Consider the following 23,788-nt stretch of genomic DNA (forward strand, 5'->3'; position numbering starts at 1 on the left):
AATAAGCTGTAGCCATGACTGTTTTTGCTGTTGAATATGTTTACGCCGATGACTCCGTTGAGTTGCGTAATGAACACCGCCCGGCACACCGCGAGTACCTTGTCAGCTTCGTGAACGAGGGACCTGTGCGGGTTCTGGCCTCGGGCCCGACTCCCGCTACCGACGGCGCCCTGTTGATCTTTGCTGCTGAATCGGAAGCCGCATTGAACGAGGTATTGGCCAACGACCCGTTCAACAAGGTCGGCGCAATCGCTGAGGCCAACATTTCCGAGTGGAACCCGGTCATCGGGCTCTTGAAGGAATTCTCGGCCTAGTCCGACGGCCCGGTAGGCTCCTGTACTTCTTTCGAGGAAGGCGGGAGCTTATCAATTTAAGTTGCCATGATCTTCAAGCAGCAAGATTCGACCGGAGGGTGGGGGAGAGATGGACTTACACGTCGATGAAAACCTAGTGATCCCTTCGAACGAACTTGCATGGAATTTTACGAGGTCCACCGGGCCGGGCGGCCAGCATGTGAATACGTCGGATTCCCGGGTCGAGCTGTCATGGTCCGTGAGTGCCTCGCGCGCATTATCGGCTTGGCAACGTCAGCGCTTGCTCGACAAATTCGCGGCCCGGCTGGTGTCCGGAGCGCTGGTTGTACGGGCTTCCGAAGAGCGGTCGCAGTGGAGGAATCGCCAGATCGCCATGGAGAAGCTGGCTCGGCTTATTGCCCAAGGCTTGGCCCCCGACGCACCTAAGCGAAAGCCCACAAAACCGACGCGGGGATCCCAACGCAAAAGGCTGAACGCGAAATCCAACAGATCCACCACGAAGCAGTTGCGACGAAAGCCTGGGCAAGAATAACTAGCCGCAGAAACTATGGGATAGATCACTTTGATTCGCGGAATTGACCGGAATCATCGATAGTTGAAAGTAGATGAAGCGTCAGCTTGTTTCTATTTTCTGATCTAGGAGTACACCCCATGGCCACTAAGGTCCTCACCCTCGTTGGTTCCCTGCGCAACGGTTCGACCAACCAGCAGTTGGCGGAAGCTACCTCCCACAACGCCCCAGAAGGTATGGAAGTTTCCGTATTCAGCGGCCTGGAGAACATTCCTTTCTACAACGAAGACAACGACGTTGAGGGCAGCGTTCCAGCTGCGGCTCAGGCACTTCGTGATGCAGCTTCCGGCTCTGACGCCCTGATGCTGGTCACCCCTGAGTACAACGGCACCATGCCAGCAGTCCTGAAGAACGCCATTGACTGGCTGTCCCGTCCATTCGGTGCAAGCCCAGTCTCCGGCAAGCCAACCGTTGTCGTTGGAACCGCATTCGGCCAGTACGGTGGCGTGTGGGCTCAGGATGAAGCTCGCAAGGCACTGGGCATCGCAGGCGCCAAGGTTCTGGAAGATGTCAAGCTGGCCATCCCTAACTCGGTTGTTCGCTTCGCTGAACTTCACCCAAAGGATGACGCTGAGGTTGTCGAGCAGGTAACTTCCGTGCTCAACAGCATCAAGGAAATTGCTGAAGCCAACTAAGTCCTTGTTGACTGAATTGCTTTGAAATTGCGAGAAAGGCCACGGCGACCCCGTGGCCTTTCTCGCATGAGTACCCGCTCACCTCGATACGGTGACATACTTGGACTAAGAGATTTACCCACAATTTACTCGGAGGCGTCCATTGACTTCGGTCAGCCTAGGCATGCCGGCAGGCCCACCGCCGGTACTCGCACCACGTCGCAAGACTCGCCAATTCCAGGTCGGGTCTGTCGGGGTCGGCTCTGAATCGCCGATTTCGGTCCAGTCGATGACCACCACCAAAACTCACGACATCAACGCGACGCTGCAGCAGATCGCTGAGTTGACCGCTGCTGGTTGTGACATCGTGCGTGTCGCCTGCCCTACGGACAAGGACGCGGAAGCACTGAAGATCATTGCGATGAAGTCGCAGATCCCGGTGATCGCTGACATCCACTTCCAGCCAAAGTACGTCTTTGCGGCCATTGAAGCCGGTTGCGGTGCCGTTCGCGTGAACCCGGGCAACATCCGCCAATTCGATGACCAGGTCAAGGAAATCGCACAGGCCGCCAAGGACCACGGCACCTCGATCCGTATTGGTGTTAATGCCGGCTCGCTGGACCGTCGCCTGTTGCAGAAGTACGGGAAAGCCACTCCGGAGGCACTGGTTGAATCCGCAGTGTGGGAAGCTTCGCTGTTCGAAGAACACGGTTTCCACGACTTCAAGATCTCGGTCAAGCACAATGACCCCGTCATCATGGTTCGCGCGTACGAACTGCTGGCAGAACGCGGCGACTGGCCACTGCACCTGGGCGTGACTGAAGCCGGCCCGGCCTTCCAGGGCACCATCAAGTCCGCTACCGCATTCGGCGCGCTGCTGTCCCAGGGCATCGGCGACACCATTCGCGTTTCGCTGTCCGCACCTCCTGTTGAAGAGGTCAAGGTAGGCAACCAGATTCTTGAATCGCTGAACTTGCGACCTCGCAAGCTGGACATTGTTTCCTGCCCTTCATGCGGTCGTGCCCAAGTGGACGTCTACACCTTGGCAGAACAGGTAACCGAGGGCCTTGAAGGCATGAAGGCACCACTGCGTGTCGCTGTCATGGGTTGCGTTGTCAACGGTCCTGGTGAAGCTCGTGACGCTGATCTCGGCGTGGCTTCGGGTAACGGCAAGGGCCAGATCTTCGTCAAGGGCGAAGTTATCAAGACCGTGCCTGAAGACCAGATTGTTGAGACGCTGATTGAAGAAGCCAACCGTTTGGCTGACGAAATGGGACTGAACGATGACGAGAATCCTGCCTCGGGTTCTCCCGTGGTCTCCGTCAGCTAAAGACAGCCGGCGAAGCGACAAAGGGGTGCCGCGGACTTTGAGCCGTCGTGACACGACGGCTCTGATCGAGTTGCTCGACCGCGACCCCGTCGCCAATATTTTCACCCGTTCCCAGGTGAACCTGCACCGTTCGGCCGCACCAGATGGCTTTGCCCATATTGTGGGGCTCGACGGTGAAGACGGGCTCGAATCGGCATGCTGGGTGGGCGCCAACGTGGCGCCTACCCTCATGTCCGAGGTCGAGGCCAAGAAGTATGCACAGCATGCCCTGGACTCCCGCCAACGATTCGCCTCGGTTTTCGGCCCAGCCCAGTCTGTGCTGGCCATGCACGAGGTGCTGCGCGAGGGTCCGCAAGCCATCTTTGATGTCAGGGAAAACCAACCCCTGCTGACGATTTCCCAGCCGCCTGTTGGAATGCGGCGCAACCGTATTCGTCCTGCGCGCATTCACGAATTTGATCTTGTACTCCCAGCCAGCGCTGCCATGTTCGAGGAAGAACTGGGCTATTCGCCGCTGGAAAATGGCGGCAGTTTTTATCGAAGCCGCGTCCGGCAACTCATCCGGGATGCGTACACGGTCATCGACCGTGACGATGACGGTGAAGTCATTTTCAAGGCGGATCTAGGTACCGTAACCGATGAAGTAGTTCAGATCCAAGGTGTGTGGATCAATCCCAAATACAGGGGTCTTGGCTTAGCCGCCGGATATATGAGTAGCACCGTTGACTACGCTATGCAGTTCGCGCCCGTAGTGAGCCTGTACGTCAATGATTTTAATGTTCCTGCCCTGAAGACCTATCAGCGCATTGGCTTTGAGCAAATAGGCACTTTTGCAACTATCTTGTTCTGATCGATCTCTGGCCAACCTCTGACGCGATCGAGCGCACCAGTGTCGCAATCTCGTTGAAGCTCCCGAAGATCTTCTAGACTCTAGAGAGTAAAGCTAAACGGGATAGGAAATTTTGTGGCTCAAGCCAATGGTTTCAATTTGTATATGGCCGCTGCCATTTGCCTCGGTACGGCGACATTGGCAAGCTGCAGCACTGCTCAGCCCGCGCCAGAGCCAACCGCTCAAACGGTAGTGGACATCGACGCGGATCAGTTGCAAAAAACACTTGAAGACTATTCCAAAGACGATGCAAACGCTACGGTCATCAATGACAAAAAACTGCGCTCCAGTATCCCGCAAGCGCAAGAATGGCTTGAAAGTGTGAAGGTCGACCCGAGCAAATGCGGTGTCACCTTTGCTGAACCCGTTGCTGACCAGCTTCAGAACTCGACCATGGGCGCTATCGAGTTCGACGACAGCTATTTGACCGTCGCCGTTTACAAGGATCCTCAGCTTCTGAAGAAGCAGTGGGAAGCCAAGGCTTCCGCCAATGAGCAGTGCTCTCGCTACTCGGTTACTTCTGGCAGCGAATCTCGCGCTTTCCATCTGGCTAAACAGCCGATTGACTCGCAAGCAGAGCAGGACGAGAGCTATGTCGTCACCAGCAGTGACGGGAAAACTACCCAGCAACAGCTCATCGTCCGATCGGCAACGGCAAATGTTCTGATTGGAATTCAGCAAACCACCGCCAAAGGCCAAACGCAGCAACAACTCAAAGATGCTTCGGCAAAGATCAATGAATTGCTGAAAGAGCTGAACTAGCGGATTCAACGGCCTATTCTCCGAGAACATCGCAGGGACAACGCAAGGAAAATTTCATGACAAAGCGGTTACTGTTTTTGGCTTTGCCGATTGCGGCATCTCTGGCATTGGCAGGTTGCTCTGCCGGATCATCCGACCAGACGCCAGATACCTCGGGATCACCGAGCGCCGAGAAAAGCCAAGAGGGCACCGATGGGCAAACGGCTGGGAAAAATCTCAGCGCGCAGCAAGTAGAAGATGTCGCTTCAAAACTACTTGATGGGGACCCCGCTGTGCAGGTCATCGGCAACAAGCAGATGCAACCGCAGCTTTCGGCTGCCAAGGATGCGAAACTGCCTGATGGAATCAAGCCTGAGAAATGCGCTGAACTCAACGCAAAATATACGGTTACGGACTTGACTGGTTCGGTAGCGGCCACGTCCACCAGCAGCTCTGAGCAAATGGGCAAAGTAGTGCAGATTTTTTCGTTGACTGACGAAACGACTCGAAAAAACGTGCATGAGGCCCTGGCATTGGATGACCTGGCAGGATGCGAAACGGTCACCATTGAGCAAGGCGGAAAAGAGATCAATGCGCAACGGCAGATTTTGCCGTTGGACGTTAAAGCCGACAGGTCTTTGACGATGTCGACCATCATGGATGCAGGGGGTGGGCAGAAGCTGAGTTCAGTTGCTGTTCAAGCCCTGGATGGAAACAATTTTGTTTTGGTTACCTTGCAAACGGGATCGATGCAACCTGCGGAATTGGCGACTCAAGCGGTAGAACTGACAGATCAAGCGTTTGATGAAATCAAAGCGGTGCAATAGTTCGGGTAAGAACTTTTATTTCGAACGTGTTGTGTAATACTAGAGGTGGCTTTTCACCATCAACGTGAGGATTACACCATGAAGAAGCAAGCTTTCTGGGTTCTGCCGATGGCGGCAGCACTCGCTCTGAGCGGCTGCGGTAGCTCGGGCAACGAATCATCGGGTAGCTCTGATAGCTCAGGTGCCGCGCAGGAGCAGTCAAACGAATCGCCGGCCCTGACCGGTGAGCAGGCCACCGCTGTCGTGAAGTCGCTGGTTGGCGACTCTGAGAAGGCCCAGGTCATGGACTCTGAATCCCTCAAGGGTTCAACATCTGATGCTGAGAAGCTAGTCAAGAGCATGAACATCAAGCCTGAAAAGTGCGCAGAACTCCTTACCCAAGAGGGAGCGCTGGATACCTCGGGAACCAACATGGCGGTAGCCGTTGTCCCGGGTGAAGGTACGGCAATGACAACCTACTCCGTTGTCGGCTTCGAGGATTCGGCAAAGGCCGAGACGGCGAAGTCAAGGATTGAAAAGAAGGACTTGCAGGGCTGCGATAAGTTCTCGATGTCCATGTCGGGGCAGGAATTCACTGCTGCTGCCAAGATCTTGGATGTCAGCTCTGACGCAGATTCCGCGATCGCTACCAAGACCAGCATGACTTTGAATGGCACCGAGGTTCCGGGCGGCTCGTATCAGCTGCAGGGTCTTGTCGGCCCTAATGCAGTTGTTGTCGTTTACTCTGGTGGCACTGGCAAGGAAAAAGACGCAGAGGTGCTGGACAAGCTCACTGCTGAACTCAATAAGGCCGTCGCTGAAGTAAAATCGGCTGCCAAGTAGTTTATTTTCTGATTCGGAGGGCTCTCGTTGGTTCCATTGGTGAACTGGCGGGAGCCGTTCGTTCATTAATGCCCGTCGAATGCTTCCCAACTACGGTCTCCTCGTGGCATTCTCGATAAATGACTGTGGAGTATCGTGGCCCCCAGACGCTGATCCAGGCGGCATTGGCTGCTGGAGAAGATCCAGCGGCCAAAGCGCGAAGCCTCAAGGCCCTGCATCAGAGATGGGCTGAGGGCACACGTATTCCGGAGGTCGTCCGGCCCGTAGTTGCGCGCTCGTGGTCTCGTGCTGGAGCGCTAGAAAAAGACATCGTCCCGCTTGATGCGATGGCGATACGCGACTTGCGCGAGTCCAATGAAGAGCTCACGAGCCTAGTAGGCCTGTTCAAGGAACGGCTGCTGTCGCTGGCGACCCAAGCCGGCAACCAACTCGTGATTTCTGATGGCCAGGGCTACGTACTGTGGGTTCTAGGACCTTCGACCGTCCGAAGGCGCAGTGACGGGATCGGGTTTGTCTCAGGGGCACGTTGGCGCGAAAGCGACGTGGGTACCAATGGCATCGGTGCTGCCATGGCTGAGAAGGTACCGGTGCAAATTTTCGGTCCGGAGCACGCGCGCGAGGAACAACACTCATGGGTATGCACCTCAGCCCCTGTGTTGAATCGGGCGACAGCGTCTTTGGTAGGCACGATCACGCTGGCTGGCTCATTTCGCACCGCACATCCTCACTCCCTGGCCTTGGTTTCTTCAGTGGCGCACGAAGCTGAAGCGGCGTTGCAAGCTCAACATTCTTTGAAGTTGCAACGCTTGGAGCTTACTAATGAACTGCCAGATGGCGAGTTCATCTTGACCGATCCACAGGGGCTGGTGGCGGCAAGTCGCGGATACAGCGTCGGCGGCCATATCAATCTGCCTGTTGGACTGGAGGAGGGGCACTTCTGGATTGCTGGCCTGGGTGCTGTGGACGCACGGCAGGCTGCTGGTGGATGGATTTTCACGAAAACCCAACACCAACTTAGGCTCGAAATGAGTTCCGAAACATTGCGCCAGGTGATCGTGCACTCTCATGAGGGGTCGACACAGATCAGCCTCAGCGAAAAACACTGGCAAATCGTTAACATGCTCGCCAAGCATCCATTGGGCCTTGGGGCCGAGCAGCTCAAGTCCTTGTGGCCGGCGTCGACGCCTCAAGTGACAATTCGAGCTGAGCTGTCCCGTCTGCGCGCAAAATTGCCGGGGGTCATCGCTTCGCGACCCTACCGGCTCGTTGCGCCGATAGTCCGCAACTCGGGGCTCTGAACAACTGGCCTTTTCACTGCAACCTTTTGCAACGGTTTTCTTTTGTGACCCAGATCATATTCTTACTTCAAGGCGGCAACACGACCGCAGAATTCCCCGGTCTTTCGATGAAATGAAGTGATGAGTATGTCAAGCAACGACGCACTGACCCAAGCCCAGGAGTGGGGCGATGCTCTGGAGCAAGCCCTGCAAAAAGGGGATATTCAGAAGGTCACGCAACTGTTCGGCGAAGATTCCTACTGGCGCGATCTGACGGCCTTGACTTGGAATATACACACCAGCGAGGGACGCGAAGACATCGGCAAGATGCTTCTCGGTGTAGACCGCGGAGCATGGCCCCGCAGCATCAAGGTCACCAGCGCCAGCGAAGTCGACGGGGTCATTGAGGCCTGGTACAGCTTCGAGAATGATGCGATCCAAGGCTTGGGGCTTTTCCGCTTGCGTGAAGGTCTGTGCTGGACGTTGCTCAGCACGGCGCAGTCGCTGCGACAGTTCCCTGAACCAGCCGGGAAGCTCCGTGAAATGGGAGCAGAACACGGATCATCCATGAGCAGGGAAAACTGGCTGGATCGCCGCCTCGCCCAGCAGCAGTCCTTGGGCATTACGGAGCAGCCCTACACGTTGATCATTGGCGGCGGCCAAGGCGGAATTGGGCTAGCTGCGCGTCTCAAGCGCATGGGTGTCCCAGCTCTGGTTATCGACAAGCACCCTCGCCCCGGAGATCAATGGCGTTCACGTTATCATTCCCTTGCGCTGCACGATCCGGTTTGGTACGACCATATGCCTTATATCGACTTCCCCGACCACTGGCCGGTCTTTACGCCGAAGGACAAGATGGGGGACTGGCTTGAAAGCTACACCAAACTCATGGAGCTGGACTACTGGTCCCTGACTGAAGCAACCAGCGCGCGCCAGGATCCCGAAGGCGAGGGGTGGGTTGTCGAGGTCCTCCGCGACGGCGTGCCGTTGACCCTGCGGCCAACTCAATTGGTGCTGGCAACGGGCATGTCCGGAATCCCGAATATTCCAAAGTATCCTGGCGCGGATGTTTTCGAGGGCGAACAAAACCACTCCTCGACACATCCGGGAGGAGAACACTACGCGGGGAAGAATGTTGTGGTGATCGGGGCCAACAATTCGGCCCATGATATCTGTGCGGACCTGGTGCAAAACGGAGCCCATCCCACGATGGTCCAGCGCTCGAGCACGCATATTGTGCGGTCCGAATCGTTGATGAAGCATGTACTTGGCGGCCTGTACTCCGAGGAAGCCCTGGCGGCTGGGATCGATCACAATAAAGCTGATCTGATCTTTGCCTCCATCCCATACAAGGTCCTGCCTGAATTCCATAAGCCGGCCTTTGCCAAGATCCGAGAACTGGATGCAGAGTTCTACAAGTCGTTGGAAGATGCCGGATTTGATCTGGACTTCGGCGACGACGACTCCGGGTTGTTCCTCAAGTACCTGCGCCGTGGATCCGGCTACTACATCAATATTGGCGCCAGCGAGCTGGTTGCTGACGGATCCATCGCCCTGGCGAAGGGCGAGGTCTCGCATCTGACTGAATCCTCGGTGGTCTTGGCGGATGGCACCGAACTGCCTGCCGACGCAGTCGTCTACGCAACTGGCTACGGTTCGATGAACGGCTGGGCCGCCAAGCTCATCTCGCAGGAAGTCGCCGACGCTGTGGGCAAATGCTGGGGATTGGGTTCTGAAACTGCCAAGGATCCTGGGCCGTGGCAGGGCGAGTTGCGCAATATGTGGAAGCCGACGAAGGTCAAGAATTTATGGTTCCATGGTGGAAACCTGCACCAGTCACGGCACTATTCGAAGTATCTGGGGCTGCAATTGAAAGCGCGCTACGAAGGATTGCCGACGCCGGTCTACGCTCTCGCACAGACCTACCATCAGTCCTGAAAAGGCGGTAGTGTGGCGATCAATCCGTAATGGGCCGGGAAGATCTGTTTCATGGATCTTCCCGGCTCTGCTTTTCGGCGGCTCTTCTCGCAACACGGGATAGCTCATAGCCCTTGAATTTATTGGGAAGTGGCCCGAAGCGGTAGCATTGGAATCGGTCGACTTTACGGCCAAAAACCCTTTTGATTTTGCATAGCTAGTCGACACCGAAAATCCCTTTCGGATATCGACGGACGGAATAGGACGCCCCCGAGTGGTTTTGAAGCTTTCCACTACCTTCTTGCGCACCTTGCGCGAAGATCCGGTTGACGCCGAAGTCGCCAGCCACAAGCTGTTGGTACGCGCCGGTTATATCCGCCGTGCAGCCCCGGGCATCTACACCTGGTTGCCGCTGGGTTTGAAGGTCCTTGCGCGCGTTGAAGCTATTGTGCGCGAAGAAATGAACGCAATCGGCGGCCAAGAAGTGCATTTCCCTGCATTGCTGCCACGCGAGCCTTACGAGCAGACCGGTCGTTGGACCGAGTACGGCGAGGGCCTGTTCCGTCTGAAGGATCGCAAGGACGCCGACTACCTGCTAGCGCCAACCCACGAGGAAATGTTCACCCTCCTGGTCAAGGATCTGTACAACTCCTACAAGGACCTTCCGGTCTACCTGTACCAGATCCAGAACAAGTACCGTGACGAAGCCCGTCCACGCGCTGGTCTGCTGCGCGGCCGCGAATTCATCATGAAGGATTCCTATTCCTTCAATATCGATGACGCTGGCCTGGATGAGGCCTACATGGCTCACCGCGGCGCCTACCTGAAGATCTTCGAGCGCCTCGGCCTTGAGGTTGTTCCGGTCTTCGCGCAGGCTGGTGCCATGGGTGGCTCGAAGTCCGAAGAGTTCTTGCACCCGACCGCTATCGGCGAGGATACCTTCGTCCGCTCGCCAGGCGGCTACGCAGCCAACGTTGAAGCTGTCACCACGGTGGTGCCTGAAGACATCGACTACACCGATGCACCTGCCTTCGAGGTCGTCGAGACCCCTAACACCCCAACCATCGACACCTTGGTCGCGGCTGCCAACGAACTGCGCCCACGCGAGGACCGCGCCTGGGAAGCCAAGGACACCCTGAAGAATGTCGTACTGGCCATCACCGACCCAGAAGGCAACCGCCACCTGGTCGTCCTCGGTGTGCCAGGCGACCGTCAGGTAGACGAAAAGCGACTTGAAGCCACCATCGGCGTTGCGCTGGGCATCAACGGTGAAGTAGCTGTTGAGCAGGCAAACGCAGAAGACCTCAAGAGCCACCCGGAGATCGTCACCGGCTACCTCGGCCCAGCCCTTGGACTGGATAAGCAGCTTCTGGGCAAGGACACCGAAGGTGCCATCACCTACCTGGTAGATCCTCGCGTCGTTTCCGGCAGCACCTGGATCACCGGCGCCAACGAGCACGGCAAGCACGTTTTCGGCCTGGTGGCCGGTCGCGACTTCGCGTTCGATGGCACCATCGAAGCCGTCAACGTCCTTGAAGGCGATCCAGCTCCGGACGGTTCGGGCCCCCTTCGTACCGAACGCGGCATCGAAATGGGACACATCTTCCAGCTCGGCCGCAAGTACGCGGAAGCCCTGGATCTGCGGGTGCTTGACCAGAATGGCAAGCTGCAGGTTGTCACCATGGGCTCCTACGGCATCGGAGTCACCCGAGCTGTCGCTGCCCTGGCAGAGGCCTACCACGATGAAAATGGCCTGGTTTGGCCAAAGCAGATTGCCCCAGCCGACGTCCACATTGTCGTCACCGGCAAGGGCGCCGAGATGCTTGAGGCTGCTGAGAAGCTGGCTGCCGAGCTCGAAGCTGCCGGGCAGGAAGTCATCCTCGACGACCGTCCGAAGCTTTCGGCTGGCGTGAAGTTCTCCGACGCTGAATTGATCGGCATTCCGACGATTGTTGTCGTGGGCCGTGGCCTGGCTGATGGAGTTGTTGAAGTGAAGGACCGTGCTACCGGTGAACGTCGCGATGTGAAGGTCGACGATGTGGTTGCCGAGTTGACCGCCTGAGAACTTCAAAAATAATTAAATAGGGGAGTAGCGCGGTGCAAGAGATTCTGGAATTCCTGTCCGTCAACGGCGAACCCGTTTCCTTCTGGCCCTTGGCCTTGCTTTTGCTGGCAGCCCTGGGTGCAGGATGGATCGACGCGGTTGTTGGAGGCGGGGGACTGATTCAATTGCCCGCGCTGCTTCTTTTTCCGGGAATCACCCCGGTGCAAGCGCTGGCTACCAACAAGCTGGGGTCGATCTTCGGCACCACGACCAGTGCGATCACGTATTACCGGCGGACCAGCCCGGATTTGAAAACCGCGATTCCGATGGCGCTGACGGCCTTGATTGGCGCCTTCGGCGGAGCCGCTTTGGCGACGGTGCTTCCCTCGGAAGCAATCAAGCCGATCATCATCGCTGCACTGATCGCGGTCCTGCTCTTCACTATTTTCAAGCCAAAGGCAGGCGAGCTCTCTCGTCTGCGCTACACCGGCCACCAGCATTACTTGCGGGCCATCATGATCGGCCTGGTTATCGGCGGTTATGACGGCATGGTCGGTCCCGGCACTGGATCGTTCCTGATCATCGCCATGGTGACGGTACTCGGGTACAACTTCTTGCAGTCCTCGGCGAAAGCCAAGATCGTCAATCTCTGCACGAATCTCGGTGCCTTGCTGCTGTTCGTCCCGACCGGCCATGTATTGGTCGGCTTGGGCTTGGCCATGGGCGTGATGAACATGATCGGCGGCTATCTCGGAGCGCGCATGGCGATCTCCAAGGGCAGCGCTTTTATCCGCATCGTCTTCGTCGTTGTTGTCAGCGCGCTGATCATCAAGCTTGGCTCAGACATGATTTTTGCCGGCGAGTAGACCGGCAGGATGTGCAGCTAGACGGTACGTGCGCTGGAAGCTTCCACCGTGGTGTAGCCAGTGTGATGCTTGACCTGCTGAGGTGCGATAGCGTGCACTACCGAGCTGGCAGGCATCTGATCAATGCGGAAGGTCAAGAAACTTCCACGAGATGCCGTGCGGTACAGCTCGCCGATGCTGGTGTCCTGTGGCAGCGGTTCAACAACCTGAAGAGCAGTGCACCCGATGGATACGTACATGAACCACAGATCGCCGTTGGCTGGGTCGGTGGTGGCTACCAGGACGGGTGGCTGATGCGCGGCGACCAGAGACATCACGTCACTGAGCTGTTCGTCTGGTTGCGCGATGACAATAGGCATGCCCTGCGCCCATCCGTGGGAGCTGAGCTGCGCGCGGCCCTGCCTTGAGCTGATGATTTCGCTGACTAATTCCGCTATTTTGGATCGTACAAATCGACCTGGCATTATCCATTCTCCTGTGTACGCAGTTGTAACGAGTGTCTGGATCCCCATGTAAGCGCCCCAGATGCGGACTATTTCTCCCCGGTTAATGCGGGGGTCAAATCGCGAACCTTCGGCTCTTCTTTTCACCATAGCCGTTAATTCGATGAATTGCGAGAGCGTGATTGTCAGGAGCAAATTCCCATTATTCCGACATTCAGTATGAATCTGTATTGCCCGAGAATATTTGATATGCAATAAAGTTCGATGTATGCGAAGAAAACAATAATTGACTTGCTGTTATGGAATGAAAACGGGTCAAATGGAGGGTGAGTGGCGACCTGATATCAGGCCGTGAATCCAGTTGTGATCAGCATTGGAATTCATCTGAAGCAATCATTGATCATTGAAGCAAAAAATACCGTTGTGATTATTTTGTAATACAGTCGCCACGGGTAAGCGGGCATGAAATCCTGTTCAAACGCAGGATCAGTTCACGCCTGTACCTGTTTCCAGGATGCGGTGGTCCGGACTTCCAGTCGATTCATCGCGCAGAGCGTTAAACGCCACATTGGCGATGGTGGTTCTGGCGTTGCCATCTGAGTTTCCGGCTGCAAGAACGAGGGCTTCATCGAAGTCAGTGCGCGCATCAGCCGCAACCTTGTCGAGGTTATCCAACCCCTTGTCCGGCAGGGCGTAGGCTGGCTGGCGCAGATCGGAGCATTGGGTATCGATCACCGAACGCAACGTCTGAAGCTGCTTCCCCAACGCGGTGCGCTGGTCTTCAATCCCGTCCACCTGAGCTGTCGCACCACGAGCCGCCTGCAATTGAAGGGCAAAATCCAAAGCGTATCCGCGGTCCAAGGCGCGTGCCACAGTTACCGATTCAAGGTCCTTGGCTTCTCCCACCGGGGTGGAAGGATTGAGAAGATCGTCAGAAGGCAGGCAACTGACCGGCTGGGAATTCTCATCCTGGGTTGTTTCGCTCAGCGGCTTGGCAAGTTCCGGGACGTTTTTCTCATCCAATGATTCCGAAGCATCGAGAGCATCAAGATTCACTTGGAACGCTATTTCGGAGAGCAACTGGTTGCGTTCTAAAGTCGGCTCTTCCAATGCGGGCATCGAAGCGGAGAAATTCGCGACGTCCTGCAACAAGGTTGCCGCTAGTTCAGGGGTGTAGTTTGAAGGAACCTGCGGTGGGGAGTCTTCCTCAAATTGCAGCTCTCCGAGCAAGGCTGCGCCTTGGGAAAGCGATGCCCCCAGGTTCGCCAGTGCTTCGGACTCGACGCCGCCAGTCAGCTCGGCTAATTTGTTGGCTCGCGCCGCCAGGTCGGCAAGTTCAGCTCCTTGGACCCACAGGGTGCGTTCGTCGTCTGATGCGTCCTTGACTTGTTCCGGCAGGCCATGATCCACCAGCGCGCCATGAAAAACGGTGCTGCCAATTCCCCACGTCACTGCAACGGCAACCACGCCTGCCAGGGCAGGGGCAATCCAGCCCGGTGCTCGGCGTGAAGGAGTCTTCTTGCGGCTGGGAAATCGGGGAGAATTTTCAGTCATAGCGATTCGATCATGCCATGATTGACCCATGTTTTCGGGCAATGGCCGTGTTGCGCGACACCATGGGGAGAAAAAGTGCGTGAGTTCCTTCACCTGAGACGGTTTGGCAGTTCTCAACGAGCGAAACGCACTATAGGCTTAAAGGACAACATCGAATAGCGTGGGAGGATATCCATGACCGGAATGCCGGCCGATACCGAACAGGAAGCGCAGCGACTGACTGCATTGCTTTCCAAGGAAGTAGAATCCCACGGGCTTCTCTTAGAAGAAGTGACTTTGCGCCCCTCCGGCAAGCAGATGATCGTCCAGATCATCGTCGACAAAGCCGACGGCCACGATTCGGTGACTCTTGATGAACTCGGTGAAGTTACCACCACCATCTCAAATGCCTTGGACAAGGATGCCGCTTACGCATCGGCGGACCCATATGAGCTCGAAGTGAGCTCCCCAGGTCTTTCCCGCCCGCTGACCGCACAGCGCCACTGGGTGCGAGCCTTGAACCGCATGGTCAAGATCTCCCTCGGCGACGGAACCAAGCTGCGCGGACGCCTGCTTGAAGTCAACGACGATGATGTCCTGGTTGCCGAGCACCGCGAGCCGGCCAAAAAAGGCATGAAAACCAAGGTCCTTGACCCTGCCCTGCACACTTTTGAAAATATCCGTAAAGCTGTTGTCGATCCAGAACTGAACTTCGATGACGCACTATTAGACACCGTTGATTCTGAAGATTTGGAGGGCTAGGCGTGGATATCGATCTCAACGCTCTGCGTATTCTGGAAAAAGACCGCGACATCCCCATGGATGTTTTGATCCCGACCATCGAGTCGGCACTGCTGCTGGCTTACAACAAGACCGAAGGCGCCATGCCAGGGGCTCGTGCTCACATTGAGCGCAGCACCGGCCACGTAGCCATCTTGGTTGAGGATCGTGACAACGCTGGCGTGCTGCTCGGCGAATTCGACGACACCCCGCACGGTTTTGGCCGCATTGCCGCCTCGACCGCACGCCAGGTCATCATGCAGCGCTTGCGCGAAGCCGAAGACGCACAGGTCGTCGGCGAATACTCCGCACGTGTTGGCACCCTGATTTCCGGTGTCATCCAGCAGGGCTACTCCGCGCATATGGTGCAGGTGAAGATCGGCGATCTTGAAGCGCTGCTGCCTCCTGTCGAGCAGTCCCCAGGCGAGAAGTACATCCACGGCAACCGCCTGCGCGCCTTTGTGGTTTCCGCAGAGCGCGGCAACAAGGGTCCGGCAGTGACCCTGTCGCGTTCGCACCCGGGCATGGTTCGCCTGCTCTTCGAGATGGAAGTTCCGGAAATCGCAGACGGCACCGTTGTGGTCGAAGCGCTGGCTCGCGAAGCCGGCCACCGCACCAAGATCGCCGTGCGCGCCACCAAGCCTGGAGTGAACGCCAAGGGCGCCTGCATCGGCGAAATGGGCACCCGCGTGCGCGCCGTGATGAACGAACTGAACGACGAGAAGATCGACATCGTCGACTACAACGAGGATCCAGCGAAGTTCATCGCCGCGGCCTTGTCGCCATCCAAGGTGGTCTCGGTCGAGATCCTGGATGAAGCAGAACGCCGTGCCCGCGTGGTGGTTCCTGACTCCCAGCTGTCGCTGGCTATCGGTAAGGAAGGGCAGAACGCCCGCCTGGCCGCCAAGCTGACCGGCTGGCGCATTGACATCTTGGCTGCATCCGGTGGCAAGGAGCCACAGCTCTAAACCCGTTGCACCAAGAAAAGCTAGGTTGACGCCAGGTAGCCATGGCGCTGTGTGAGCCAGAACTCATGCGCGCTATGGCTGCTAAACGCGCTAGACTAGTAGATGGCTCGTATAACTAGGGAAGGTGGCGACGGCGCTCGCATGAAGCTGCATCAGCAACGAACGTGCATTGGCTGTCGAACTGTCACCGGTAAAAACGAGTTACTCCGCTGGGTCCTCAAAGACGGCGCACCACTGCGTGTGGTGAGCCTGGATCTGAAGGGTTCCGCCTCAGGGCGGGGAACCTGGACCCACGGAACAGAAAAGTGTGTGCGGCAAGCTGTGCAGCGCAAGGCGTTCGCGCGGACCTTCCGGTCTGCTGTGGACGATTCGCAGGTAGTGCAGGAATTTACCGCATACGAAGATCAGCTGGCAGCACGCCAGCAATCTGGCAAACATGATGAAAGCGGGTCAGAAATCTGATGGCAACCCGATGAGTCGGCAATGTTGAGCGCACAACGATGAATTATCAGTTCTGCGTGATCCACCGTGCGACGGAAGAATTTCACGAATTACACAGCTGATTTGCCAGACCTCCTGTATTAAAGATTTTTCTTTGGACCCGGGGTTTGAGCAGATCACATCACTACAGGAGAGATGTGGCTAAACCCCGCGTTCACGAGCTCGCGAAAGAGCTCGGAATCACTTCAAAAGAAGCACTAACCAAATTGCAGGACATGGGCGAATTCGTTCGCTCGGCATCCTCGACCGTTGAGCCTCCAGTAGCGCGCAAGCTGCGCGATGCCTTCCCAGGTTCGAACAATTCAGCTGCTGCCAAGCCAGCAGCCGCAAAGCCAGCAACCCCGGGCGCACCAAAGCCGGCTTCCAAGCCAGCTTCGACCCCGGGCGCAAGCTCCGCAGCAAAGCCAGGCTCCAAGCCTGCCGCTAAGCCAGCCGCCGCCGCTCCGGCACCGGCTGCTCCAGCGGCCCCTGCAACGCCAGCTCCAAAGGCAACCCCAGGTGCTCCGTTGCCAGGTGCTGCACCAAAGCCAGGCAGCAAGCCAGGCCCGAAGCCAGGGGCACCACGCCCAGGCAACAACCCGTTCTCCTCCCAGCAGGGCATGCGTTCGACTGACTCCGGCGAACGACGTGGCCAGAACCGCGACGGCAACCGTGCACCACGTCCGGGCGCTCCACGCCCAGGTGGTCCACGTCCAGGGAACAGCCCGTTCTCGTCCCAGCAGGGAATGCGCGGCGAAGGCGGCCAGGGTGGCCCACGTCCATCACGCGATGGCCAGCGCGGCCCACGTCCAGGCGGCCAGGGCGGCCAGGGCGGTCCACGTCCACCACGCGACGGCCAGGGCGGTCCACGCCCAGCACGCGACGGCCAGCGTAGCCCACGCCCAGCAGGCCAGGGCGGTCCACGTCCTGCCGGCCAGGGTGGCCCACGCCCAGCTGGCGCAGGCGCCGGCGGTCCACGTCCAGGCGCAGGTGCAGGAACCACTGCAACCCCACGCATGATGCCTAACCGCACCGATCGTCCAGCCCCAGCAGGCGGCGGACGTCCAGGTGCCGGTGGCGGCGGACGCGGTCGCCCAGGCGGCGGCAACGGTGGCGGTACCGGTGGCGGCTTCCGCCCAGGTGCACCACGTGGCCGCGGTGGCGTTGGCGGTGCTTTCGGCAAGGGAGGCGCCGGTCGCGGCAAGCAGCGCAAGTCCAAGCGCGCAAAGCGCCAGGAATTGGAGCAGATGAGCGTTCCGTCATTGGGTGGCGTGAATGTTCCACGCGGCACCGGTGACACCGAGATCCGTCTGCGCCGTGGTGCTTCGATCACCGACTTCGCTGACAAGATCGGCGCAAACCCGGCCGCACTGGTCACCGTGCTGTTCCACCTCGGCGAAATGGCTACGGCCACCCAGTCGCTGGATGAGGCAACCTTCGAAGTACTCGGCGAAGAGCTGGGCTACAAGGTCCTGGTTGTCTCCCCAGAGGACGAGGACAAGGAACTGCTCGAAGGCTTCGGCCTCGACCTGGACGCTGAGCTCGAAGCTGAAGGCGAAGACGTGCTTGAAGAGCGCGCCCCAGTCATCACCATCATGGGCCACGTTGACCACGGTAAGACCCGTCTGCTTGATGCCATCCGCAAGTCCAACGTCATTGAGGGCGAACACGGCGGCATCACCCAGCACATCGGTGCATACCAGATCAACCACCAGCATGAAGGCCGCGATCGCGCGATGACCTTCATCGATACCCCGGGCCACGAGGCGTTCACCGCCATGCGTGCTCGTGGTGCCGAGGTCACCGACGTCGCCGTTCTGGTTGTCGCTGCGGATGATGGCGTCATGCCACAGACCGTGGAAGCACTGAACCACGCACAGGCTGCCGGCGTGCCGATCATCGTCGCAGTGAACAAGATCGATAAGGAAGGCGCCAACCCGGACAAGGTCATGGGGCAGCTCACCGAATACGGTCTGGTTCCTGAAGAATACGGTGGCGACACCATGTTCGTGAAGGTTTCGGCACTGCAGAAGCAGGGTATCGACGAGCTGCTCGACGCCGTCCTGCTGACTTCCGATGTCCTGGAACTGAAGGCCAACCCGGACAAGTCCGCTCGTGGTGTAGCCATTGAAGCGAACCTGGATAAGGGCCGCGGTTCGGTTGTCACCGTCCTGGTCCAGTCTGGTACCTTGTGCGTCGGCGACACCATGGTTGTGGGCACCGCCCACGGCCGCGTGCGTGCAATGTTCAACGAAAACGGCGAGAACCTCGACGTGGCACTGCCATCGCGTCCGGTCCAGGTCTTGGGCATGTCCTCGGTGCCTCGCGCCGGCGACGGCTTCCTGATCACCGAAGACGAGCGCACTGCTCGCCAGATCGCTGACAAGCGCGAAACCGCAGAGCGCAACGCCCTGCTGGCCAAGCGTCGCAAGCGCATCACGCTGGAAGACTTCGATAAGGCTGTTGCAGACGGCAAGATCGATACCTTGAACCTGATCCTGAAGGGTGACGCTTCGGGTGCTGTTGAAGCACTGGAAGACTCGCTGATGAAGATCGAGGTTGGCGACGACGTTCAGCTGCGCGTGATCCACCGCGGTGTTGGTGCTATCACCCAGAACGACGTCAACCTGGCTACCGTGGACAATGCCATCATCATTGGCTTCAATGTCCGCCCAGCCGAGCGCGTGTCTGAACTGGCTGACAAAGAAGGCGTGGATATGCGCTTCTACTCGGTCATCTACTCCGCTATCGACGACATCGAAGCAGCGCTCAAGGGCATGCTCAAGCCGGAATACGAAGAAGTGGCCCTCGGTACCGCCGAGATCCGCATGGTCTTCCGTTCCTCGAAGTTCGGCAACATTGCCGGTTCGATCATCCGCTCGGGCACCATCAAGCGTAATTCCAAGGCACGCCTGGTACGCGATGGCAACGTGGTGGGCGACAACCTGTCGATCGACTCGCTGCGCCGCGAAAAGGACGACGTCACCGAGGTCCGCGAAGGCTTCGAATGCGGTATCGGCCTGGGGTCGTTCAACGACATTAAGGAAGGCGACATCATCGAGACCTTCGAGATGCGCGAAAAGCCACGCGACTAATTGCTCACCAGCAATTAGCAGTGTGACTCACTGATTCGTGGGCGTTTGACCGATAAGCTTTGGTCAAGCGCCCACGAGTTTTGAACCATTAGGAGAAAACCATGGCTGATTCAGCCCGCGCCGCACGCCTAGCCAAGCGCGTGCAGGTCCTCATGGCCCAGTCGCTGCGCAACGTCATCAAGGATGAGCGCATCGACAACGTCACCGTGACCGACGCCCGCGTCACCAACGACCTGCAGCACGCCACCGTGTACTACACCGTCTTTGGCGATGACCAGATGAAGAAGGACATCGCCGAAATGCTAGAAAAGCGCGGCGGTGCGCTGCGCAAGGAATTGGGCCGCAACCTGACCATCCGCCTGACCCCGACGCTGGCCTTCGTAGCCGACGAGATCCCTGAAGGTGCCTCGCACCTTGAGGAATTGCTGGCCAAGGCCCGCGAGAAGGACGCCGAGGTTGCAGCTCTGCGCGAAGGCAAGGACTTCGCTGGAGACCAGGACCCGTACAAGAAGGACGAGGACGCTGAAGAAGCCTAGGGGCTTCTGAGCTTCACTCTGCCTGGAGCAACGCCCCGGATGGCACGCATTGCGTGCTAGCCGGGGCGTTGTGCGTTGGCCTCGATTACCCTCACAGCGAAGCGCGAATCCCTGCCGAAGGCTGGTCGCCGGGCAGATGGTGGGATAGCGTGATCAGAAACCGACGGATCCGACCAAAGGTGCAGCACATGCCAGAATTCACCACAACACTGAGCGCAACCGGCGGAAACAACGTGGGGATCGTGGTTCCCGATGGCATCGTGCTCGGATTCGGCCGCGGCAAACGTGTCCCGGTCATCGTGTGCATTGACGGGGACTACACCTACCGGAACACCATTTCATCTATGCACGGGCAGTTCCTCATTTCCTTCAACTCCGAAACACGCGCAGCTACGGGCAAGGGCGCGGGAGATGAAATCAGCGTGAAACTCGAACTCGACGAAGAGCCGCGCACCGTGGAAATTCCCCAACCGCTGGCCGTGCTGCTTTCAGCTGAACCCGAGCTCCTGGAAGCCTGGAACCAGCTTTCCTACAGCAAGCAGCGAGGCCACGTAGATCCGATCGTGGCAGCCCGCGGCGAGGACACCAGGGCGCGCCGGGTCGAAAAAGTCATCAAGACGCTTCGCGGCAAATAGGCTGCAGGTCGACGCCTACTGCACCGTGAACTGCAGGCGCTGCCAGCCGCTGGCGCCATTGGGCACTGGGTTAGCTTTCTCGCGGGTCTGCAGCAGGCCCTGCGCATCGTAGGCGCGCACCGTGGCCGAATGTGCGCCGGGGGCAGCATCCTTCCATGCGAAGCGCCACTGCCGCCACGTATCCAAGGAGGCCTCGGCGGCAAGTTCGGCGTCTTCCCACGGTCCATCATCGATCTGCACCTGCACGCGGGAAATCCCGCGGGTCTGCGCCCACGCGGTTCCGCCCAACACAACCTCCCCGGCGGGAACCTTAGCGAACGGGCGAGGGGTATCGATCCGGGACGACATCTTGATGGGGCCTCGTTCGGACCAACCGCGAGTGGTCCAATAGGCAGCCTTGTCTTGGAACCGGGTGACTTCCAAATCGATCACCCATTTGGTTGCAGACACATAGCCGTACAGGCCCGGAACCACCATGCGAACCGGGAACCCATGCTCGAATGGCAGTGGCTCATCGTTCATGCCGATCGCCAGCAAGGCCATCCGGTCATCGCTCAGCACTTCCAGCGGGGTGGAAGCGCTGAAACCGTCATGGGAAGTGGAGAGCACCATATCGGCGCCGGCCTGCGGAATCGCGCGCTCCAGCAGGTGGCGCAGCGGGTAGCCAAGCCACTTGGCATTGCCTACCAGATCGCCGCCCACCGGATTCGATACGCAGGTCAGCGTCAGATGTGTTTCCACGAGCTCCTGGTCCAGCAGCTCGTCGAAGGTCATGGTGAATTCGTTTTCCACCATGCCGTGAACGCGCAAGGACCACTGCGCCGGGTCAACTTGCGGCACCGACAGCGCGGTGTCGATGCGGTAGAAATTCCGGTTCGGGGTGATGAATTGCGGCATGTTCGGGTCGTCAATCTGAACCCCCGCGGGCAGGGCCTTGGCCTTGGTCCGGGGCCTCGGCAATCGTAAGGCCTTGCGGGCAGCATCGGCCATGTTGCGCGATGCGGCGAGCGATGTGGACACTCCGGTAGCTATGGCTGCGGCTGCCAGGGTCAAGGCCGAGCTGAGCAAGAAGGTTCTGCGGCTTGGACCGGATGCATCAGCATCCTGGCTCGGCCGTGGGGTCGTGGCTGCAATCAGTCGGCTGAGCCACTGAAGAATCCCGATGCCGGCCACCGCGCCGAGCACTGTAGGGGTAATATCGAGCAGGCTGGTGGAGGCGCGAGCGGCCACGGCGCTGGACATCACCACAGCCAAGGCAATGATGGCGGTGCAGGCAAGGGCGAAGCTCCGCTTTGCCAGCAGGCCGATCAACGCGGAGAGGACCGTCGCGACGACGGCGATGGAAATGAACAGCGCCAGCTTGTCATTGGTGCCGAAGGTCGCGATGGCGAAGTCCTTGAGCCACGGGGGAGTCAAATCGATGATGGCCGAGCCCAAGGCGAAAAACGGTGACGAGGCGCTATTAAAAAATGCCGAAGCGAACTGGGCCACGGCGAACATGGCTGCTGCCGAACAGAATCCAGCCACCGCGTAGAATACGAGAACTCTGTCTTTGCGTTTCGTTGAAATGTCCACTGCCACTCACCTCATGCGTTGCGATCCATGTTCCCCTGCCGATCGCAGGGGAACAACCACTCACCATGTATTCGGAACATCCTTCGATGCGGATTGGAATCGGCTATGAGAGTTTTTGCGGCTTCACAGCGACTGGACCATGATGGGATCTGTTGTCGGGGCAGGGGATCCAGCAGCTGGCTCCACAGTGATCCCGAAATGCGTGATGTCCTTCATCGGATCTGAAACCATGATCATGCCATCGGCATCGGGGCCGGTGAGCATGCCCGCAGAAACTGCACCATCAGCCGAAATCAGCCATAGTTCATAGCCCTTGTCGCTGGACAAAGCCGGCATGCCAGAGGTGGAAACAGCCATCAAGCCCTCATCGGCCGAATAGGAAAGAGTGATACGGGCTCCGTCCTCCAAGGTCTGCGTTTTTGACTTCGCATCAGGGGCGCTCAGAATCCGCGTGAGCTCTTCTTCATGCGAGGCCATGGCGGCCATCTTGTTCTCCAACTCGCGCTGTTCGGAAGTTTGGTTGATCGCCAATCCTCCCAAGGCGACTGCTGCCAGTAGCAGCACACCGGCGGCCAGGGCAAAGAAGCGCTGCGTACCGCGCCCTGTTCCTGCCTGCTGGACCGGAGGTTCTGAAGCGGAACCAGGTTCCCGCGGGGCCTCGGTGGCTGGAGCGGCTGCAGGGGAGTTGTCCAGGGTGGGCTCCTGGTCCTCAACGGGAGGCAGCTGCTCGGTGGTGCGGATGGCGGACATGATGTTGGCCTTCAACCGTGGCGGAGGCGCGACCGGTTGTGCCGCCAAGCCAAGCAGCCCGGCAGTTTCCTGCAGTGCGTCGAGTTCCTGGCGAGCCTGGTCGGAATTCGGAGACTGGTTGAGCAGCTGCTCGCGCTCTTTGTCTCCCAGGGCATCCGCGGCGAAGCTGTCGGTTCGCTCGTTCTTATGCTTGTCCATTACGCCACTCCCATCAGGTCTCGAAGTTTGCTCATTCCATCGCGTATTCGCGTTTTGGCGGTTCCCACCGGTATTTTCAGCATCTCGGCGACTTCCAGATGGGTGTATCCGCCAAAGTAGGCCAGGTGTATGGCCTCTCGCTGTGGCGCGCTGAGCCGTTGCAGTGCCTGGGAGACGCGCACGGTTTCATCGTGCAAGATGGCGTTCTCTTCCACATCATCGTAGCTGTCTTGGAAGTCCTTGATTCCAACGCGCAAATCCCGTGCTTGGCTTGCTTGGCTCGAACGCACACGGTCCACGGCCCGGCGGTGGGCAATGGTCAGCAGCCAGGAGGCTGCGGTGCCGCGGGCCGGATCAAAGCGCCGGGCCTGCTGCCACGCTTCGACGAAAACTTCTTGGGTGACTTCTTCACTCTGCGCCCTGTCGCGAAGCACCCGCAGCACGAGTCCGAAGACTCGGGAAGCCATGGCATCGTAGAGCGATTCGAAGGCAGCTTCTTGTCCCAGCGCGACCTGTTGCATCAGGGCGTCCGGCGTTTGAACGGAATCGTCTTCCATGGAGTCGAGTCTATTTGAACTCATGA

23 protein-coding genes are annotated in these 23,788 nt (G+C 58.4%); 18 read left to right on the top strand and 5 right to left on the bottom strand.

Annotation, left to right across the window (positions count from 1 at the left end):
* Positions 1–14: 14 nt before the first annotated feature.
* The 12 genes from D3791_RS13100 to D3791_RS13155 all read left to right on the top strand — a co-directional run bounded on the left by D3791_RS13100 (position 15) and on the right by D3791_RS13155 (position 12,212).
* A complete protein-coding gene (locus D3791_RS13100) occupies positions 15–314 on the top strand; it encodes a YciI family protein (protein ID WP_061954612.1) in 300 nt (99 codons plus the stop codon).
* A gap of 109 nt (positions 315–423) precedes the next feature.
* Positions 424–846, top strand: a complete 423-nt coding sequence (gene arfB / locus D3791_RS13105) for an alternative ribosome rescue aminoacyl-tRNA hydrolase ArfB (protein WP_172512470.1) — start codon at positions 424–426, stop codon at positions 844–846.
* A gap of 119 nt (positions 847–965) precedes the next feature.
* Entirely contained in the window at positions 966–1,520 is a 555-nt protein-coding gene (locus D3791_RS13110; protein ID WP_061954616.1) for an NAD(P)H-dependent oxidoreductase, read from the top strand.
* A 142-nt stretch (positions 1,521–1,662) separates the two neighbouring features.
* Complete coding sequence (gene ispG, locus D3791_RS13115; protein ID WP_022875960.1) at positions 1,663–2,829, top strand: flavodoxin-dependent (E)-4-hydroxy-3-methylbut-2-enyl-diphosphate synthase; 1,167 nt, start codon at positions 1,663–1,665, stop codon at positions 2,827–2,829.
* Positions 2,830–2,866: 37 nt separating this feature from the next.
* Positions 2,867–3,679 carry a GNAT family N-acetyltransferase gene (locus D3791_RS13120; RefSeq protein ID WP_172512471.1) on the top strand — a complete coding sequence of 271 codons (813 nt, stop codon included), beginning with the start codon at positions 2,867–2,869 and terminating at the stop codon, positions 3,677–3,679.
* A gap of 114 nt (positions 3,680–3,793) precedes the next feature.
* Positions 3,794–4,480: a hypothetical protein gene (locus D3791_RS13125; RefSeq protein WP_172512472.1), complete on the top strand. Its 687-nt coding sequence runs from the start codon at positions 3,794–3,796 to the stop codon at positions 4,478–4,480.
* Positions 4,481–4,536: 56 nt separating this feature from the next.
* On the top strand, positions 4,537–5,286 hold the full coding sequence (locus tag D3791_RS13130) for a hypothetical protein (RefSeq protein WP_172512473.1): 750 nt from the start codon (positions 4,537–4,539) through the stop codon (positions 5,284–5,286).
* A gap of 78 nt (positions 5,287–5,364) precedes the next feature.
* Positions 5,365–6,108: a hypothetical protein gene (locus D3791_RS13135; RefSeq protein WP_172512474.1), complete on the top strand. Its 744-nt coding sequence runs from the start codon at positions 5,365–5,367 to the stop codon at positions 6,106–6,108.
* 119 nt (positions 6,109–6,227) lie between these two features.
* Positions 6,228–7,406, top strand: a complete 1,179-nt coding sequence (locus tag D3791_RS13140; protein ID WP_172512475.1) for a GAF domain-containing protein — start codon at positions 6,228–6,230, stop codon at positions 7,404–7,406.
* Between the two features lie 126 nt (positions 7,407–7,532).
* Positions 7,533–9,323 (top strand): flavin-containing monooxygenase, encoded by a 1,791-nt coding sequence (locus tag D3791_RS13145; protein WP_172512476.1) that lies wholly within the window; start codon positions 7,533–7,535, stop codon positions 9,321–9,323.
* Positions 9,324–9,576: 253 nt separating this feature from the next.
* Positions 9,577–11,364, top strand: a complete 1,788-nt coding sequence (locus D3791_RS13150) for a proline--tRNA ligase (RefSeq protein WP_022875953.1) — start codon at positions 9,577–9,579, stop codon at positions 11,362–11,364.
* A gap of 56 nt (positions 11,365–11,420) precedes the next feature.
* Entirely contained in the window at positions 11,421–12,212 is a 792-nt protein-coding gene (locus D3791_RS13155; protein ID WP_035762328.1) for a sulfite exporter TauE/SafE family protein, read from the top strand.
* 17 nt (positions 12,213–12,229) lie between these two features.
* On the opposite strand, the gene D3791_RS13160 is transcribed toward D3791_RS13155, so the two are convergent.
* A complete protein-coding gene (locus tag D3791_RS13160) occupies positions 12,230–12,676 on the bottom strand; it encodes a hypothetical protein (RefSeq protein WP_022875951.1) in 447 nt (148 codons plus the stop codon).
* Between the two features lie 465 nt (positions 12,677–13,141).
* The gene (locus D3791_RS13165) at positions 13,142–14,209 is read right to left on the bottom strand and encodes a hypothetical protein (protein ID WP_172512477.1); all 1,068 of its coding nucleotides are present in this window, start codon (positions 14,207–14,209) and stop codon (positions 13,142–13,144) included.
* Positions 14,210–14,383: 174 nt separating this feature from the next.
* Here D3791_RS13165 and D3791_RS13170 point away from each other — a divergent pair, with 174 nt between their 5' ends.
* From D3791_RS13170 to D3791_RS13195, 6 genes are all read left to right on the top strand, one after another.
* Positions 14,384–14,950 carry a ribosome maturation factor RimP gene (locus tag D3791_RS13170; RefSeq protein ID WP_022875949.1) on the top strand — a complete coding sequence of 189 codons (567 nt, stop codon included), beginning with the start codon at positions 14,384–14,386 and terminating at the stop codon, positions 14,948–14,950.
* A gap of 2 nt (positions 14,951–14,952) precedes the next feature.
* Positions 14,953–15,936 carry a transcription termination factor NusA gene (gene nusA / locus D3791_RS13175; protein ID WP_022875948.1) on the top strand — a complete coding sequence of 328 codons (984 nt, stop codon included), beginning with the start codon at positions 14,953–14,955 and terminating at the stop codon, positions 15,934–15,936.
* 141 nt (positions 15,937–16,077) lie between these two features.
* Positions 16,078–16,398 (top strand): YlxR family protein, encoded by a 321-nt coding sequence (locus tag D3791_RS13180; protein ID WP_172512478.1) that lies wholly within the window; start codon positions 16,078–16,080, stop codon positions 16,396–16,398.
* 176 nt (positions 16,399–16,574) lie between these two features.
* On the top strand, positions 16,575–19,511 hold the full coding sequence (gene infB / locus D3791_RS13185) for a translation initiation factor IF-2 (protein WP_172512479.1): 2,937 nt from the start codon (positions 16,575–16,577) through the stop codon (positions 19,509–19,511).
* A gap of 101 nt (positions 19,512–19,612) precedes the next feature.
* On the top strand, positions 19,613–20,047 hold the full coding sequence (gene rbfA, locus D3791_RS13190; protein ID WP_022875945.1) for a 30S ribosome-binding factor RbfA: 435 nt from the start codon (positions 19,613–19,615) through the stop codon (positions 20,045–20,047).
* 188 nt (positions 20,048–20,235) lie between these two features.
* On the top strand, positions 20,236–20,682 hold the full coding sequence (locus D3791_RS13195; protein WP_022875944.1) for a YdeI/OmpD-associated family protein: 447 nt from the start codon (positions 20,236–20,238) through the stop codon (positions 20,680–20,682).
* Positions 20,683–20,697: 15 nt separating this feature from the next.
* Here the strand turns inward: D3791_RS13195 and D3791_RS13200 are convergent, their stop codons facing one another.
* The 3 genes from D3791_RS13200 to sigK all read right to left on the bottom strand — a co-directional run bounded on the left by D3791_RS13200 (position 20,698) and on the right by sigK (position 23,786).
* Entirely contained in the window at positions 20,698–22,182 is a 1,485-nt protein-coding gene (locus D3791_RS13200; RefSeq protein ID WP_172512976.1) for a molybdopterin-dependent oxidoreductase, read from the bottom strand.
* Positions 22,183–22,380: 198 nt separating this feature from the next.
* Complete coding sequence (locus tag D3791_RS13205) at positions 22,381–23,205, bottom strand: anti-sigma factor (RefSeq protein WP_172512480.1); 825 nt, start codon at positions 23,203–23,205, stop codon at positions 22,381–22,383.
* Positions 23,205–23,786, bottom strand: a complete 582-nt coding sequence (sigK, locus tag D3791_RS13210) for an ECF RNA polymerase sigma factor SigK (RefSeq protein WP_035762269.1) — start codon at positions 23,784–23,786, stop codon at positions 23,205–23,207. The genes D3791_RS13205 and sigK overlap by 1 nt, the downstream gene beginning before the upstream one ends.
* Between the last annotated feature and the right edge of the window lie 2 nt (positions 23,787–23,788).

It is taken from the genome of Glutamicibacter mishrai, assembly GCF_012221945.1.
GTDB classification, from domain to species: domain Bacteria; phylum Actinomycetota; class Actinomycetes; order Actinomycetales; family Micrococcaceae; genus Glutamicibacter; species Glutamicibacter mishrai.